Genomic DNA, 16111 nt, shown 5'->3' on the forward strand with positions numbered 1-16111 from the left:
TGGATCCGCTTCCCGCGGTCCGCTCCCCGAAGGATGTCCCATGCTGACACCGCGCATCCGGGCCGCCTGTGCCGGGCTGGCCGCTCTCGGTCTGGCCGCAGTGGCCGTCCCCGCCGTCGCCGCCCCCGGCCCCGATGCCCGCCCCGCCGGGCTGCCGGTGCCGACCGACCGGGCCGAGACCCCGCTGACCGACCCCTCGATCCCGGACGACGTCCTCGTCTCCGAGGTCAAGGTGCGCCACCCGCTGCCGGCCACCGTCGCCCCGCACCCCCAGGCCTGCGACTGGCTGCGCTATCTGCGCTTCCGGCACGCCAAGGGGCCCGCGGAGTCCAAGAGGGCGGACGCGGTGTTCACCGCGCAGCCCGGCCTGATGATGGGCGCCGCGATCTTCCTCCCGCAGGGCGTCCAGGTGGTCAAGAAGTCGGCGGCGCGCGGCAAGTACGTGGAGTACTGGGCACTGGACCGGCGCTCCAACTGCGTGGAGGACCACACGGGCCTGAACGCCGCCCGCAAGGCCCGCGACCCCAAGGTCGCGCTGGACTACTACCTGTACGGAAAGCCCGTGGGCGGCCGGAAGTTCGAGGGCTGGCAGAGCTATCTCAAGCTGCCCTACCTCGCCGACTTCGGCATCGGGCGGACCCTGGACGACTGGCGGGCGGTCATCGAGGAGGGCATGCCGGGGGAGGCCCGGCGCAAGGTGCTGTGCGGCGGCCACTCCTACGGCGGCTTCCTCGTCGGACCCATGCTGTCCTGGGACTTCGACAAGAACCCGTTCACCACCGGCGACGCGGGCCACACGATCTGCGGCAGCGGCGGCTACACCCTGGACGGGATCGCGATGAACGACCCGGCCGGGCTCAAGTCGCTGCCCTTCCTGGACATCCTGGTCCAGCTGATCGGCGGCGGCTTCGGCAAGACCACCCTGGACGCCGCCTTCCAGGCCGGTCTGGTGACCCGCGACCTGGACCTGGGCGTCGTCTTCAGCCTGCCCAAGATCCTGGCCCTGTTCGAGACGACCGCACTGGCCGCCGACGTCCAGCCCACGCAGGAGACCGTCCTCACCCGCCAGCCGCTCCAGCACGACTGGGAGATCGTCCTCAAGGGCATCCTCTCGCCGAGCTGGGCCGAGCTGGTCAGCAGCTTCACCAGCGGCCTGCCCATCCCCCACGGCATCCGGCTGACCAACCGCGGCCTGCTGGGCGCCCTGTTCGACAACAACTCGATGTGGATCTCGGCGATCAAGGCGGGCCTGGGCACCTTCGACGGCCCGATGCGCCCGCGCACCTTCCCCGCCCCCGATGTCCTGCTGCGCATCCCCGTCTTCGGCGAGTACATCGCCCGCGGCATCGGGTACGGCCACGGGGTCACGCCCGCTCTGCCCGGCGTCCGCGTCCACGACTGGCGCAACTACGACAAGACGTCGCAGGCGATGCGCGATCTGCCGCTGGACGAGGGCAAGCCGGTGACCAACCCCTCCAAGGAGGTCACCGACCTGCCCACCTTCGCCCGCGCCATGCGCGGCCTGGGCGACATCAACGGCTGGGAGTGGTACTTCCCCACCCGCCAGATCACCGACATGGTCTTCTCGCTGGGCCTGGGCCGCACCGCCGACGCGGGCCACCTCGTCTACCGCGACGCCGACCACCTCTCCACCAAGACCCGCGTGCTGACGCTCCTGGCGGGCGACGGTCCGGTCCAGAACGCCGCGTACGGCAACATCGTCCCGCAGGACCGCGTCATCGTCCCCGGCTACCAGCACCTGGACATGGTCACCGCCGCCGAGAAGCAGAACAACGGCAAGCCGGAGCAGGTCAGCACGCGGCTGGTGGACTTCGCCTTCAACGACGACCGGCCACGGCCCGCCGGCAACTGACGCCGTCGGCGCCGGGTGCGTACCACCGATCTCAGACGGACTCCAACTGGCCCTGGTAGTGGGGGAAGTCGACCGATTCGGCGGGGGAGGGGGTGGTGGTGGGGATGGGGGTGCCGTATTCGCTGAGGAGGACGGTGCCGTCCTCGCCGTCGCCGGAGGTGGTGATCTTCATGGGGTAGTGCTTGCCGTCGATGGCGACGTAGACGGTCTGGGTCTTCTCGCCGCGGGTCTTGGACAACGGGATGACGCGGGTGCCCTCGTGGGTGGTGGGGGTGCCCTTGGTCATGCCCTCGTCGGCGGAGCGGGAGCCGTCGCCGGCCACCTGCTGCTGGAAGGCATCCAGGTCGCAGGTCCGGCTCAGGTGCCGCAGCATGGCGTCGTCCGTGGTGCCGTGGATGTAGCGGCCGTTGACCAGTTCGGCCGTCAACTCGCCTTCCTTGCCCGGAAGTTCGTTCTTCCAGTACGTCGCGTCCGGGCGCAGCCACACCTGGTTGCCGCGCTTGACCAGGTCGAGGCGGCCCCTCTCGCCCTGGTCGATGGAGCCGGTGCAGTTGCCGTCGCGGTCCAGGGCGAGGTCGACCTTGGTCCCCGCGGCCGCGTCCTCGGTGCGGATGCGCAGGGAGGTCGCGGACAGGAGTTCCTTCTTGGCGTCGTCCGAGATCTGCTGCGCGGAGCGGTCGGTCCAGGCGCTGTCGTCGGCCTTGGCGGCGGCGACGGTTTCGGCGCTGGCGCTCGCGCAGGCGGTGAGGGCGAGCAGGCCCGCCGCACCCGCCGCCACGGCACTCGTGCCGTACTTTCGCGCTGCTTTCCTCGTCATGTCGAGACCTCCGACCCGAGGGCGGCCCCCGAGGGGCACATACGCCATAAAGCGTAGGTTCCGGGGGCGGTGGCCGCATCTTCCGGGAGCCGTGATGCCTGACCGGATCGTTCCGCATCGGGACGCGATCGGGCCTTCAGCCGGGCCGCCCGCCGGGCCAGGATCGGGGTATGAACAGCGCACTGATCGTCATCGACGTCCAGGAGTCCTTCCGGCAGCGGGAGAACTGGGCCGCCACCTCCAGCCCCGACATCGTCGAGCGGGTGCGGGAGCTGGTGACCGCCGCACGGGCCAAGGGGGACCTGGTCGTCTGGGTCCTGCACACCGAGCCCGGCACCGGCACGGTCTTCGACCCGGCCCTGGGCCATGTCCACCTGATCGAGGGGCTCGCGCCGGCGGACGGCGAGCCCGTCCTGACCAAGACCTCGCACAACGCCTTCACCACCACCCACCTCCAGCAGCTGCTCACCGAGCGCGGCATCCGCGAGGTGCTCATCAGCGGCATCCGCACCGAGCAGTGCTGCGAGACCACCGCCCGGGTCGCCTCCGACCTCGGCTACCAGGTCACCTTCGTCATCGACGCGACCGCCACCCACCCCATCGAGCACCGGGACGCGCCCGCGGGCCGCTCCCTGGCGGAGATCCTGGCCGATCCGCGCACCCTGGGGACGGACGAGATCATCGCGCGTACCGAGTACGCTCTCGCCGGGCGCTTCGCCCGCATAGCCACCGTGAAGGAGCTGACCGGATCGTGACCCGGGTGGTCTTCCTGCTCGTACCTCAGCTGCACCTGCTGGATCTCGCCGGGCCCGCCCAGGTCTTCTCGACCGCGGCCGAGCCGCAGTGCGGCGGCGCACCGTACGAGATCCTGTACGTGGCCGAGCAGGAGGACCTCCCCACCGCGCAGGGCATCGCGCTGCGTGCCGCCACCGCCTGGCCGCGGCTGACCCCGCAGGACCTGATCGTCGTCCCCGGCTGGCGCTCGTCCGGCCTGCGCGAGAACGGTCAGCTGACCGCCGCCACGCTTGAGCGGCTGGTCGCGCACCACGCGGCGGGCGGTACGGTCGCCAGCGTCTGCGCGGGCGCGGACGCGCTGGGCCGCGCCGGGCTCCTGGACGGCCGCCGCTGCACCACCCACCACGACCTCCAGGACGAACTCGCCCGCCGCTACCCGCGCTCGCACGTCGTACGCGATGTCCTCTACGTCGTCGACGACCGCGTGGTCACCTCCGCCGGCATCGCCAGCGGCATCGACCTCGCCCTGCACCTGGTCGCCGAACGCCACGGCCCCTCCGCCGCCGCCCGCACCGCCCGCTCCATGGTCGTCTACGCCCGCCGCAACGGAGACGAACAGCAGGCCGGCGCCATGCTGCGGCACCGCGCCCACCTCAGCGACGCGGTCCACCACGCGCAGGACCTCATCGACGCCCGCTTCACCGACCGGCTGGGCCTGTCCGAGCTCGCCGCCTCCTGCGGCGTCAGCGTACGGACCCTGACCCGCCGCTTCACCGAATCCACCGGCCTGACACCACTGCGCTACCAGCAACTGCTGCGCGTGGAACGCGCCGAGCACCTCATCTCCACCGGCTCGACGGTCGAATCAGCGGCCCACGCGGTCGGCTTCCAGGACGCGAGGATGCTGCGGCGGTTGAGGGGGCGTGAGGGGAGTCCGGGCCCCGTAAGGAGCTAAGGGGCGCGGGACAGCGTTGATATGCGGCTCCGCCGCGTGGGCGCGACCAGCCCTCACCGGCCCGCAGGTGTGTGACGGATCAGCCGCCGAGGCTGACCGCGCCGTGCGCGCGCGAAGCACTCAGCGACCGGATCCCCTGATACGCCGCCTCGAAGCCGTTCAGCAGCGTCTCCAGCGGAACGCTCAGCCCCGGCGCGGAGTCGCAGACCGCATACCCGTTGGCGTCGGTGCGCGCGGAGCACAGCCGCACGCCGGTGGTCGTGCTGAACGTCAGCGTCGCACCGCCCAGCGGACGCCCGTCGCGCCACGTCAGCCGCGCGTTGACGCCCTTGACCTGGCGCGGGGCGGGGACGACGCGCCCGGTGCCGGTGGCCGTCCGGGTCTCGTACGGGCGGATGTCGCCCGGGATGTCGCAGGCCGTCACCCGCGGGTTCCAGTAGTAGCCGCTGGGGCAGTTGGTGACGTACGCGCTGCCGAACTCGCAGTAGACGACCTTGCGGGCGTTGTCCGGGTACGGGAGGTAGGTGACGCTGCCGGAGGGGCAGCCGTACACGGCGTCGGCGGGCGCGGCGGGAGCGGGCGCCGCGGAGGCCGGCGGGGCGGTGGCTGCTCCCACGGCCAGTGCCGCGGGGACGGCGACGAGCGCGGCGAGCAGGCGGGATAACGCGCGCTTTCTCACGGGAAGTTCCTCTCTCGTGGGCACGCGCCCCTGCGGAACGGGGCGCAGTGCGCAAGGGAACGGACCGAACGCCCGGCACGCTAGAACGCCGTGCGCCGCCCGTCGCCCCCTTCCCCCGTACCGTCCGAAAGCACGCTCCCCGATCGAGCCACCGGGACGCGCGTAGCGCCCGCCCCCGCTCCGCTGCGGCCTCGCTACGCCGCCGTGTACTCCAGCCCCACCATCGTGCACACGTCCCGCAGACACTCCTCGAAAACCGGCTCGAAGTCCGTGTAGGCGAAGTCGAGTTGGTGCAGGACCTCCATGCACAGCAGGCCGTACAGCCGGGTCCAGCACGCCAGATAGGTGTGCACGGCCTCGGGCGGCAGCAGGCCGTCGATGGACTTGGAGTACGCGTTCAACTGGCCGCGCAGCGAGGGGTCCAGGTCCGCGAGGTCGGGCGCCGGGAACGGCTCGGCTGCCCACAACTGGGCGACCTGCTCCAGCAGCACCCGCTCGAATTCCCGCCCGGCGCGCTGGCGGTCGGAGTCCGGCTCCCGGTTCGCCGCCGCGATGGGGCTGGCGAAGACCCAGCCGAACTCGTCGGGGTGGGCGGTCGCCCAGGCCCGCATGGCGCGGCAGGTCGCCAACAGCCGTCGTACGGGCGGGTCTTGGGCGTGTGCGTCGCGCGCGGCGGCCATCTCCTCGGCGAGCTCCTGGAAGAACCCCGCGGTCACCGCGCCGACCAGCGCCTCGTGCCCGGCGTAGTAGTGGTAGAGGGCCGGGCCGCTCATGCCCACCTCGCGCGCGACGGCGTTGATCGTCACCGCCGCGGACCCCTTCGTGGTCAGCAGCCGGCGCGCGGCCGCGTGGATCTCCTCGACCGTCTCCTGCCGGATCCGGTCCCGCCGACTCGCGGCCCGCCGCTCCGCACCCTGCCCAGCCGCCCGCTCAGTCATCCGCGCACGTCCTCGCTCTCTTCGTCCCGTACGACGTTGAAACTCTAGAGCATCTATGTTTGCTTAATGGCTCTAAGGAAGCCTAGACCCAATAGGGGGATCGGTCGTGGCCACGCATGCGAGCACCGAGTCGACGGCAGGGGCAGGGGCAGGGGCAGAAGGTGGAGGGGGAGCGCGGCGGCGCGGTCGGCGGTCCGGGCCCTTCGCCAAGTACACCGTCCAAGCGGTCGTCGCCGAGGCCGAGTTGGTGACGCCCACCATGCGGCGCATCCTGCTGGCCGCCCACCGGCCGGTCACCTTCCCCTACTCGCCCGGGCAGCACGTCCGCGTCGAGATCAACGACCCGCTGTCGATGTACGGCATCCTGCGCCCGGGCGAGACCCTGCGCACGTACACCATCTGGGACTTCGACCCCGAGGCGCGCACGATCGAACTCCGGGTGCACCTCCACCCGGGCGAGGGGATAGGCCGGACCTGGGCCAGTGAGGCGGCGCCGGGCGACCCGGTCCGCCTGTGGTGGCCGCAGGGCGACTTCTTCCTCCGTACGGCTCCGTACCACCTGTTCGTCGGCGAGGAGACGGCCACCGCCGCCTTCGGCCCGATGATCCGGGAGCTGGGCCCCTCGGCCCACGTCTACGGGGTCCTGGAGAGCGAGTCCCCCGCCCACGACCTGCCCTTGCCCGGCCCCTACCGCCTCCACCGCGTCCACCGCCACGGCGCCCCGGCGGCCTCCTCGCAGACGCTGCTCGCCGCCGTCGCCGACCTCGAACTTCCCGCGGACGCCGCGGGCGCCGCCTATGTCGCAGGCGAGGCCCGCACCTGCCAGCTCATCCGCAACCATCTGGTCAACGACCGCGGCTGGCCCCGCCAGGCCATCAAGACCAAGCCGTTCTGGACGCCGGGCAAGCGCGGCCTCCACTGACGGCCGTGCCTACGGCGAAGTCGACGAAGGCCTGCCACTGGGCGGGGGTGACGTCCAGGACAGGCCCGTTGCTGGTTATTCGCTTGGAGTCGCGTATGTGGATGGTGGTGGGGTGGGCGGCGACTTCGATGCACTGGCCGCCGTCCCCGCCGCTGTAGGTGGACTTCCGCCAGGCGTAGGCGACTTCGATGCATTCCCCTCCGTCTCCGCCGCTGTAGCTAGACTTGAACCACTTCAGAGTGTTCATCTCTCTCCTGTCGCCAACTTCTGGATGAACTGCGCCGATTCCGCGGTAGTCAGGGCCTGGCTCTGGAGGATTCCATACTTGCGGACGAGGTTGTTGACCTTGCGGCGCTCCGTGATCAGTTTGCCGTTTCCCTGGACTTCCAGGTATGCGCACATGGGCTCGCTGGCAGGCTCGACGAGCGTGAATGGGCCTTCCAAGCCCGCGTGATCGGTGCAATCCAGCGGCATCACCTGAATGTCGATGTGCCGCATCTGCCCTACCTCAAGGAGGTGGTGAAGCTGCGCGCGCAGCACCTTGCGGCTTCCGATGGGGCGCTTCAGTACGTGTTCTTCGAGGATGAAGCTGAGGGCTGGTGCGGGTGTGCGAGTCAGTAGTTGCTGGCGGGCCATGCGGGCGGTGACGCGGGTCTCGATCTCCTCGTCGGTCAGCGCCGGGCGGTAGGCGACGTGTACGGCACGCGCGTACTCCTCGGTCTGTAGCAGCCCTCGGACGAGTTGGCTGTCGTACGCGGACAACGCCACCGCCTCCGCCTCGGCCTCCGCGTACGGCTCGAACCACGTCGGGTGCGACTCCTTCAGGAGCTCATCGATCACCGACGTGAAAACCCCCGGCACCCCGAACACCTCCTCCGCCTTCATCAGCAGATCCGGCTTCGGCTTCCTGCGGCCCCGTTCCACGCTGCGGATCTGATGGCCGGAGTAGCCGACCTTCTTGCCGAGCTCATCCTGGGTCCAACTGCGGGCCTCGCGAAGGCCCTTGATCTGGGCTCCGATGATCCGCAGGCTCACGGGAGTGTTGTCGTCGTAGTCGTCATTCACGGTGATCGCCTCGCCCCGACCATTACGGCCTGTTTGTACCCGGTGTGGGGCTGGCAAAGCTAGGCAGGATGTGGGGACTGTCGGGTGGGGAATCGGCAAAGTCCACTCGATCGAACGTACTGCCCTAGGAGCTGCGTATGACTGCGCCGGTGATCGACCAGCACGTCACGGAGTACAGCCTGCGGCACGCCTACGCGATGGCGCTGGCCGCGCAACTCGCGTACGAGGAGCCGAAGGTCATCGAGGAGCGGGCCGCCGAGTGGGGCTTCGAGCACGTACGGCACCATCACACCCGCTTCACTCCGCCGTTCCCGCTGGAGGACAACCAGGCGTACACGATGGCCGGGGACCACATGATCGTCACGGCCTTCCGGGGCACGGAGACGGACAAGCTGCGCGACTGGCTGTCGGACGCCGGCGGGACGCCGTGGCCGAGCCCGTCGGGCACCGGGTTCATCCACTACGGCTTCGGCGAGGCGCTGGATTCGGTCTTCCCGGACGTGAAGAACACCATCGCGGAGTTGCGCGACAGGAACCAGTCCGTGTGGCTGACCGGACACAGCCTCGGGGGTGCGCTCGCGATGCTGGCGGGGTGCCGACTGCACTTCGAGGAACCGCAGTTGACGGCGGACGGGATCTACACCTTCGGGCAGCCGCGCACCTGTGACCGGCTGCTGGCGCTGGCGCACAACAAGGCGTTCGCCAAGCGCATGTACCGCTTCGTGAACAACAACGACATCGTCCCGCACCTGCCGCCCGAGCCCGCCTATCACCATGCGGAGGCGGTGCGGTACATCGACAGCGGGGGCGTGGTACGCGACAGGATGCCGCTGCTCGGGGTGCTCGCCGACCGGGTGAAGGGGATGACCGAGGACCTGTGGTCGCCCACCGGCGACGGGTTCCGGGACCACCGGATGGCGAAATACGTCGAGGCTCTGGCCAAGCACGGCAGCTGAGTCGCATACTGCGTCCCGGGTCGCGTTACAGCGCTGTTGTACCCCTTCTCACCTGCACCGTTACGGCTGGTCTGTACCGTGCGTGAGGCTCGTCAAGCAGCCCGGGGTGCGGGCATCTTCGGAGCATGACTCAGTACACACCGATCGATCGAACGGGCCTTTGGGGTCCGGGAGTTCAGGAGTCGGACAGCGGCCGGGCCGGCATCGTCGACCACGGCGCCATCATGGAGAGCGTGGCGGCGGTGCTCTCCGAGGACTCCTCGCTGCCGCGCTACGACGAGCTGGAGGACCTGATCCTCTACCTCAGGGGCCATCTCGCCGTGCTCATCCCGGCGATCGAGGACCGGGCGCGGCTGCTGCCCAAAGGAGACGGCGTGCGCTGCCTGGCGCTCGCCGGAGTGGGCGAGGCGCAGCGGAAGCTGGGGGTGGGCCAGGGCGTGGGGCTGGTGTCCGCCATGCGCCATGCGCAGCAACTGGCTCGCTCCTGCCGGGCTTTGGTCCACCACCATGAACAGTTGGCGCTCGCAGGGGTGGCGGATGCCGAATCCGTCGTGCGGCGCGTACCGATGCGAGCACACTAGGCATATGACAGACCACGGTGGGGACGTGCCGGGGTACCGGACGATCAAGGTGACGGCGCAGCACGACCCGGTATCGGCGCTCGCCGAGGATGAGGCGTGGCGGGCGCGGGAGGCGTACCCGGAAATTCTCGGCGCGGGCGGGCCGGTGTTCGGCTTCGCGCGCGAGCGGGAGGAGGGCGGCTGGGTGGTCCTCGGCTTCGGGGACGACGCGCCGCAGGGTGCCAGGGACAGCCTCGCGTCGACGTTCAGGCGGCTGTCGCACGACGCGCGCGGGGCGCAGGACACGGCGGCGGCCGAGGAGTTCGCGGCCGCGGCGGCGCGGCTGGACTGGGAGGCGCTGGACGAGCTGACGGTGCGCGGGTGCAGATACCGCGTGGTGCGCGCCGAGCAGTTCGTACGGATGGGGGAGGACGGCCCCGAGCCGCCGCGGCCCTCGGACCCGGATCCGGCGCGGCCCGGCGAGGCGTATCAAGTCCCCAGCAGAATCACCGGGTTCGTCATCGACCCGTTCGTCGGCACGGGCATGTCCACGGGAATTCTGACGCTGGACCTGCTGCAGTACGTACGGGTGGCCGGGACGGTGCCCAGGGACGTACGGGAGGACTCGCGGCGGGCCACCCGCACGCACCCCGGCGGGGTGCTGCTGCCTACGGAATTCATGGTGTCCGAGGAGGACGGGCGGTGGAAACCGCACACCCGCTCGTGCGGGACGCCGCAGGCCGCGCGGGACGCGCTGACGCTGTACCTGCGGGTGATGGCGCCGGTCATGCTCAAGCTGAGCGAGGCGGCGCGGGGCGCGTACGAGGCGGCGGCGGACCGGTTCGACCGGGAGCGGGGCGAGGAGCTGGAGGTGGCCGGGCGCCGCTTCCGGGTCGTACGGGTCGAGCAGCTGCTGCGGCTGGGGCCCGACGGTCCCGAGGGGCCGCGGCCCTCCGACTTCGACCCCGATCCGCCGGTGGAGGTGCATACCCAGCGGCTGCGGGACCAGGGGCTGCTGCGGGACGGGGGCGAGGAGGAGGAAGAGGCGGGCGCGGCGGAGCCGGACGAGGAGATGAAGGAGTTTCATCGGCTCATGGAGCGGGAGCTTGCGCGCCGTAAGGCGCAGGGGGCCGCCCGGCCCGGTGCTCCGCGGGAAGCGGGGTCTTGAGGCTGCGGGCCGTCTGCGGCTGGTCGCGCAGTTCCCCGCGCCCCTAAAGAATGCGCAGTTCCCCGCGCCCCTTATGGGGCGCTCACCAGGTGCCCGGCACCAGGCGTCGGAGGTCTGCCACGTCCAGGGACCGTGCCGCCGGCGGGATCTTGGTGGTGACCGGCTCGTTGAAGCCGCTCAGCTCCGTCATCACCAAGGTGCCGTCCTTCTTCTCCCAGGAGTACTTCAGGACGTAGGGCGTGCCGTGGGTGGCGACGAGCATCTGGGACTTGCGGTACCAGCGCTCGCTCAGAAGGGTGATGGTCTCCTGGCCCTTGTAATTGACCAGGGCGCCCTTGGTCAGCACGCTCGTGTCGAGCAGGCCGTCCTTGGCCATCTTCTCCTGGCGGGCCTTGAGGTCGCAGGCCTGGGCGTAGGTGCGCAGCAGGGGGTCGGCGGTGGAGCCGTACACATAGCGGCCGCCGAGGACCGAGGAGAGGCGGGCGCCGGTGGCCTTGCCGGCCTTGGCCCTGAGATTGTCCGCGTCCGGCTTGGCCCAGACCCGGTCACCGCGCGTGACGATCTCCACGCGGCCCTCGCCGGGGGTGGCGACCGAGGCGGTGCAGTTCCCGGCGGAGTCCGCGGCGAAGACCAGCTTGCGGGGGCGGTTGTGCCGCCCCACCTCGTCCACCCGCATCCGCATCGACGCGGCGCCGATCGTCGCGTTCAGGGACTGCTTGCTGATGTCCTCGGCGGACTGGCCGGGAAAGCCGCTGAGATCCCCGTACTGGCAGGCGGTGAGCCCGATCATGGCTGCCGTACCTACGGCTACCGCACGCAAACTGGCTTTCGTCACCTTCTGCGTCTTCCTAGTCACTTTGCGCTTTCTGCGGTAGTGCTGCCCACTTTTCTCCTCGTGCGACTTTACGCAAACGGAAGGCGCGACGAACCCCGTCATTACAGGGAACGACCGCTCCGGTAAGTGACTCGGGTCACTTTCGGTGCATGTTTACGCATGGGCAAAGGGCTTTCGGGGAGGGGTACCCGTTGCTGGTGTGAACCAGCTGGAGCAAATCGGTAAGCGGAAGGCAGAACAGACGTGTCGGCAATCGAGACCATTCACGTAGACGGGACCTGGCGCGGTGCCACGTCCGGCGCCACGCGGGAGGTCCTCGACCCCGCCGACGCGACGACCCTCGCCGTGGTCGCGGAGGGTGACGCAACGGACACCGACGCGGCCGTTGCGGCCGCCAAGCGCGCCTTCGACGGCGGCACGGGCGCCTGGCCCCGTACGCCCGTCGCCGAGCGCGGCGCGCTGCTGCGCAAGGTCGCCGACCTTCTTCAGCGCGACCGCGAGGAGATCGCGCTCATCGAGAGCCGCGACACCGGCAAGACCCTGGAAGAGGGCCGGGTCGACGTCGACGACGTCACAGGCGCTTTCCGCTACTTCGCCGACCTGGTGATGAACGAGAGCGGCGGCCGGGTCGTGGACGCGGGCTCGGAGGACGTCCACAGCGTCGTCGTGCACGAGCCGGTCGGCGTCTGCGCGATGATCACGCCCTGGAACTACCCGCTGCTCCAGGCCAGCTGGAAGATCGCCCCGGCGCTGGCGGCCGGCAACACCTTCGTGATCAAGCCGAGCGAGGTCACCCCGCTGTCCACCGTCCACCTGGTCAAGCTGCTGGCCGAGGCCGGGCTGCCGGACGGCGTCGCCAACATCGTCACCGGCGCGGGCGTGCCCGTCGGCCAGCGGCTGGCCGAGCACCCGGACGTGGACCTGTTCTCCTTCACCGGTGGCCTGGCCAGCGGCACGAAGGCGGGCTCCGCTGCCGTCGCGGGCGCCAAGAAGATCGCCCTGGAGCTGGGCGGCAAGAACCCCAACGTGGTCTTCGCCGACGCCTGCGCGACCGAGGAGGGCTTCGACACCGCCGTCGACCAGGCGCTGAACGCCGCCTTCGCCCACAGCGGCCAGGTCTGCTCGGCGGGCGCCCGCCTGATCATCGAGGAGTCGGTGCGCGACCGCTTCGTCTCCGAGCTCGCCCGCCGCGCCGAGAAGATCAAGCTCGGCCGGGGCACCGAGGACGGCGTCGAGTGCGGCCCGCTGGTCTCCCAGCAGCAGCTGGAGAAGGTCGAGGCGTATGTCGCCTCCGCCCTGGCCGAGGGCGCGCAGCTGCGGGCCGGCGGCTCCCGCCCCAAGCCCAGCGACGTACGCCCCGCCACCGGCTACTTCTACTCGCCCACCGTCCTGGACGGCTGCCACCGCGGGATGAAGGTCGTCCGCGAGGAGACCTTCGGTCCGATCCTGACCGTCGAGACCTTCCAGGACGAGGACGAGGCCATCGCGCTGGCCAACGACACCGAATACGGGCTCGCGGGCGCCGTGTGGTCCGCCGACACCGCCCGCGCGCGCCGGGTGGCCGCCCGGCTGCGGCACGGCACGATCTGGATCAACGACTACCACCCCTACCTCCCGCAGGCGGAGTGGGGCGGCTTCGGAAAGTCCGGCATCGGGCGGGAATTGGGCCCCTCGGGTCTGGACGAGTACCGCGAGAGCAAGCACGTTTACGAGAACCTCCGGCCCGAGCCGGTCCGTTGGTTCGCAGGCTGAGACGCCTGACTGTTCGCAGCACCGCGTATTCCGCACGCACTTTGCAGTAAGGAGCACCCCCCATGCCTGTGTACGACTACGTCGTCGTCGGCGGCGGCACCGCCGGATCCGTGATCGCCTCGCGCCTCACCGAGGACCCGAACGTCACCGTGGCCGTCATCGAGGGCGGCCCGTCCGACATCGACCGCGAGGAGGTGCTGACGCTGCGCAAGTGGCTCGGCCTGCTCGGCGGCGAGCTGGACTACGAGTACACGACCACCGAGCAGCCGCGCGGCAACTCGCACATCCTGCACAGCCGCGCCAAGGTGCTGGGCGGGTGCTCCTCGCACAACACCCTGATCTCCTTCAAGCCGCTGCCCTCCGACTGGGACGAGTGGGAAGAGGCCGGCGCCGCCGGCTGGGGCGCCAAGGCCATGGACCCCTACTTCGGCAAGCTGCGCAACAACATCGTGCGGGTGGCCAAGAAGGACCAGAACCAGATAGCCACCGACTGGGTCGAGGCCGCCAAGACCGCGCTCGGCGTGCCCGAGGTCGTCGGCTTCAACGACAAGCCCTTCGAGGAGGGCGTCGGCTTCTTCGACCTCTCCTACCACCCCGAGAACAACAAGCGCTCCTCCGCCTCGGTCGCCTACCTCCACCCCCACATGGAGGCCGGTGACCGGCCCAACCTCACGCTGATGCTGGAGACCTGGGCGCACAAGCTGGAGCTTGAGGGCACCCGGGCGCGCGGCGTCCACGTCCGTACCAAGGACGGCGAAGAGGTGTACGTCGAGGCCGCGCGCGAGGTGCTGGTCTGCGCCGGCGCGGTGGACACCCCGCGGCTGCTGATGCACTCGGGCATCGGGCCGAAGGCCGACCTGGAGGCGCTGGGCATCCCGGTCGTGCACGACCTGCCGGGCGTCGGCGAGAACCTGATCGACCACCCCGAGTCGGTCATCGTCTGGGAGACCAACGGGCCCATCCCCGACAACTCCGCGATGGACTCCGACGCGGGTCTGTTCGTCAAGCGGGACCCGGACCACAAGGGCCCGGACCTGATGTTCCACTTCTACCAGATCCCGTTCACGGACAACCCGGAGCGCCTGGGCTACGAGCGGCCCGAGCACGGCGTCTCGATGACGCCGAACATCCCCAAGTCCCGTGCGCGCGGCCGTCTTTACCTCACCTCGGCCGACCCCGAGGTCAAGCCCGCGCTGGACTTCAAGTACTTCGAGGACGAGGGCGACTACGACGGCAAGACCCTCGTCGACGGCATCAAGCTGGCGCGCAAGGTCGCGCAGGCCGAGCCGTTCGCCAAGTGGCTCAAGCGCGAGGTCTTCCCCGGCCCCGAGGTCACCTCGGACGAGGAGATCAGCGAGCTGGTGCGCAAGGCGGCACACACCGTCTACCACCCGGCCGGTACCTGCAAGATGGGCGCGGCCGGTGACCGACTGGCCGTCGTGGACCCGGAGTTGAAGATCCGCGGCCTGGAGGGAATCCGTATCGCGGACGCCTCCGTCTTCCCGACGATGCCCGCGGTCAACCCGATGATCGGCGTGCTGATGGTGGGGGAGAAGTGCGCCGAACTGCTCTCCTTGTCCCCGGACAAGGACGGTGATGCGTAATGACTGACGCTGCCGCTACCGCCTCGGCGTCCACCGACGCCGTATTCTCCGTACGCAACCTCTGGAAGGTCTTCGGGCCCAAGGCCGAGCAGGTGCCCGGGAGTTCACTGGCCGAGCTGTCCCCGCAGGAACTGCGGGAGCAGGCCGGGTGCACCGCCGCGGTCCGCGATGTCTCCTTCGACGTCCGCAAGGGCGAGGTCTTCGTCGTCATGGGCCTGTCCGGCTCGGGCAAGTCCACCCTCGTACGCTGCCTGACCCGGCTCATCGAGCCGACCAGCGGCGTGCTGGAGATGGACGGCGAGGACGTGCGCGGCATGGACCGCACCTCGCTGCGCGAACTGCGCCGGCACCGGGCGGCCATGGTCTTCCAGCACTTCGGGCTGCTGCCGCACCGCAGCGTGCTGGACAACGTGGCGTACGGCCTGGAGATCCAGGGCGTGGGACGGGCCGAACGGCGCGCCACCGCCATGAAGTTCGTGGAGAAGGTGGGGCTGGCCGGGCTGGAACAGCGCCGGCCCGGCCAGCTCTCCGGCGGTCAGCAGCAGCGTGTGGGTCTCGCCCGCGCGCTGGCCGTGGACCCCGAAGTCCTGCTGTTCGACGAGCCGTTCAGCGCGCTCGACCCGCTGATCCGGCGCGACATGCAGGAGGAGGTCGTCCGCCTGCACCGCGAGGAGGGGCGGACGATGGTCTTCATCACGCACGACCTCTCGGAGGCACTGCGGCTGGGCGACCGGATCGCGCTGATGCGGGACGGGCGGGTCGTTCAGCTCGGCACGCCCGAGGAGATCGTCGGGGCGCCCGCCGACGAGTACGTGCGCGACTTTGTGCGCGATGTGCCGCGGGAGCAGGTGCTCACGGTGCGGACGGCCATGCGGCCCGCCCAGGACGGCGAGGCGGACCGGGGGGCAGCGCTTGCCCCCGACACCCTTGTCGCCGACGCGATCGAGGCCGTTGCGCGCACCGGCGGGGCGGCCCGTGTTGTCGACGAGGGGCGGTGTCTCGGCGTCGTCGACCACGAGTGTCTGCTGAATGTCGTTGCGCGACTGGACGAGGGGAAGGTGGCTGCCTGATGTACGCCTCTCCTTATCGTCAGGCTGCCGGTGCGCGGGCTGCGCAGCTGCACGCTGAGCGGACTCGTCGTTCCTCCGCGGTCCGGTGGTCGGTTGTGCCCGCCCTCCCCCGTAGCCCCAAGGGCACGGGAGGTGCCCCCCTCGCCAAGCGGAACGCCTGCCCACAGACGGGGTGGATGGGT

The 16111-nt window shown here is 70.4% G+C and carries 16 protein-coding genes; 10 read left to right on the forward strand and 6 right to left on the reverse strand.

Annotated elements, in window-relative coordinates:
- The first annotated feature begins 40 nt into the window (after nucleotides 1-40).
- Nucleotides 41-1873 (forward strand): hypothetical protein, encoded by a 1833-nt coding sequence (locus tag AC4IJH_RS18895; RefSeq protein WP_490852927.1) that lies wholly within the window; start codon nucleotides 41-43, stop codon nucleotides 1871-1873.
- A gap of 31 nt (nucleotides 1874-1904) precedes the next feature.
- On the opposite strand, the gene AC4IJH_RS18900 is transcribed toward AC4IJH_RS18895, so the two are convergent.
- Nucleotides 1905-2690, reverse strand: coding sequence for a hypothetical protein (locus AC4IJH_RS18900; protein ID WP_490852928.1), 786 nt, complete (start codon nucleotides 2688-2690; stop codon nucleotides 1905-1907).
- A gap of 170 nt (nucleotides 2691-2860) precedes the next feature.
- Here AC4IJH_RS18900 and AC4IJH_RS18905 point away from each other — a divergent pair, with 170 nt between their 5' ends.
- Entirely contained in the window at nucleotides 2861-3445 is a 585-nt protein-coding gene (locus AC4IJH_RS18905) for a cysteine hydrolase family protein (protein WP_490852929.1), read from the forward strand.
- Nucleotides 3442-4380, forward strand: coding sequence for a GlxA family transcriptional regulator (locus AC4IJH_RS18910; protein ID WP_490852930.1), 939 nt, complete (start codon nucleotides 3442-3444; stop codon nucleotides 4378-4380). Before AC4IJH_RS18905 ends, AC4IJH_RS18910 begins: the two co-directional genes overlap by 4 nt.
- 79 nt (nucleotides 4381-4459) lie before the next feature.
- Here AC4IJH_RS18910 and AC4IJH_RS18915 read toward each other — a convergent pair whose 3' ends face one another.
- Nucleotides 4460-5059: a chitin-binding domain-containing protein gene (locus tag AC4IJH_RS18915; RefSeq protein WP_490852931.1), complete on the reverse strand. Its 600-nt coding sequence runs from the start codon at nucleotides 5057-5059 to the stop codon at nucleotides 4460-4462.
- A gap of 194 nt (nucleotides 5060-5253) precedes the next feature.
- Entirely contained in the window at nucleotides 5254-5997 is a 744-nt protein-coding gene (locus tag AC4IJH_RS18920) for a TetR/AcrR family transcriptional regulator (protein ID WP_490852932.1), read from the reverse strand.
- Between the two features lie 106 nt (nucleotides 5998-6103).
- Here AC4IJH_RS18920 and AC4IJH_RS18925 point away from each other — a divergent pair, with 106 nt between their 5' ends.
- The gene (locus tag AC4IJH_RS18925) at nucleotides 6104-6919 is read left to right on the forward strand and encodes a siderophore-interacting protein (protein WP_490852933.1); all 816 of its coding nucleotides are present in this window, start codon (nucleotides 6104-6106) and stop codon (nucleotides 6917-6919) included.
- On the opposite strand, the gene AC4IJH_RS18930 is transcribed toward AC4IJH_RS18925, so the two are convergent.
- Together AC4IJH_RS18930 and AC4IJH_RS18935 are read right to left on the reverse strand one after the other, a co-directional pair.
- Complete coding sequence (locus tag AC4IJH_RS18930) at nucleotides 6873-7166, reverse strand: DUF397 domain-containing protein (protein WP_490852934.1); 294 nt, start codon at nucleotides 7164-7166, stop codon at nucleotides 6873-6875. The genes AC4IJH_RS18925 and AC4IJH_RS18930 overlap by 47 nt on opposite strands.
- Nucleotides 7163-7984, reverse strand: a complete 822-nt coding sequence (locus AC4IJH_RS18935) for a helix-turn-helix domain-containing protein (RefSeq protein WP_490852935.1) — start codon at nucleotides 7982-7984, stop codon at nucleotides 7163-7165. Before AC4IJH_RS18935 ends, AC4IJH_RS18930 begins: the two co-directional genes overlap by 4 nt.
- Before the next feature lie 137 nt (nucleotides 7985-8121).
- Here AC4IJH_RS18935 and AC4IJH_RS18940 point away from each other — a divergent pair, with 137 nt between their 5' ends.
- The 3 genes from AC4IJH_RS18940 (at nucleotide 8122) to AC4IJH_RS18950 (ending at nucleotide 10668) form a co-directional block, all read left to right on the forward strand.
- Complete coding sequence (locus tag AC4IJH_RS18940; RefSeq protein ID WP_490852936.1) at nucleotides 8122-8940, forward strand: lipase family protein; 819 nt, start codon at nucleotides 8122-8124, stop codon at nucleotides 8938-8940.
- 125 nt (nucleotides 8941-9065) lie between these two features.
- Entirely contained in the window at nucleotides 9066-9521 is a 456-nt protein-coding gene (locus AC4IJH_RS18945) for a DUF6415 family natural product biosynthesis protein (protein ID WP_490852937.1), read from the forward strand.
- 4 nt (nucleotides 9522-9525) lie between these two features.
- Nucleotides 9526-10668, forward strand: a complete 1143-nt coding sequence (locus AC4IJH_RS18950) for a DUF5954 family protein (protein ID WP_490852938.1) — start codon at nucleotides 9526-9528, stop codon at nucleotides 10666-10668.
- An 82-nt stretch (nucleotides 10669-10750) separates the two neighbouring features.
- Here AC4IJH_RS18950 and AC4IJH_RS18955 read toward each other — a convergent pair whose 3' ends face one another.
- Complete coding sequence (locus AC4IJH_RS18955) at nucleotides 10751-11458, reverse strand: hypothetical protein (RefSeq protein WP_490852939.1); 708 nt, start codon at nucleotides 11456-11458, stop codon at nucleotides 10751-10753.
- A gap of 288 nt (nucleotides 11459-11746) precedes the next feature.
- On the opposite strand from AC4IJH_RS18955, the gene AC4IJH_RS18960 reads away from it, so the two are divergent.
- The 3 genes from AC4IJH_RS18960 (at nucleotide 11747) to AC4IJH_RS18970 (ending at nucleotide 15929) form a co-directional block, all read left to right on the forward strand.
- Nucleotides 11747-13255: an aldehyde dehydrogenase family protein gene (locus AC4IJH_RS18960; protein WP_490852940.1), complete on the forward strand. Its 1509-nt coding sequence runs from the start codon at nucleotides 11747-11749 to the stop codon at nucleotides 13253-13255.
- A gap of 62 nt (nucleotides 13256-13317) precedes the next feature.
- A complete protein-coding gene (locus AC4IJH_RS18965) occupies nucleotides 13318-14859 on the forward strand; it encodes a GMC family oxidoreductase (RefSeq protein ID WP_490852941.1) in 1542 nt (513 codons plus the stop codon).
- Nucleotides 14859-15929 (forward strand): quaternary amine ABC transporter ATP-binding protein, encoded by a 1071-nt coding sequence (locus AC4IJH_RS18970; RefSeq protein ID WP_490852942.1) that lies wholly within the window; start codon nucleotides 14859-14861, stop codon nucleotides 15927-15929. The genes AC4IJH_RS18965 and AC4IJH_RS18970 overlap by 1 nt, the downstream gene beginning before the upstream one ends.
- Nucleotides 15930-16111: the final 182 nt, after the last annotated feature.

Source organism: Streptomyces sp. UF-297 (genome assembly GCF_058245575.1).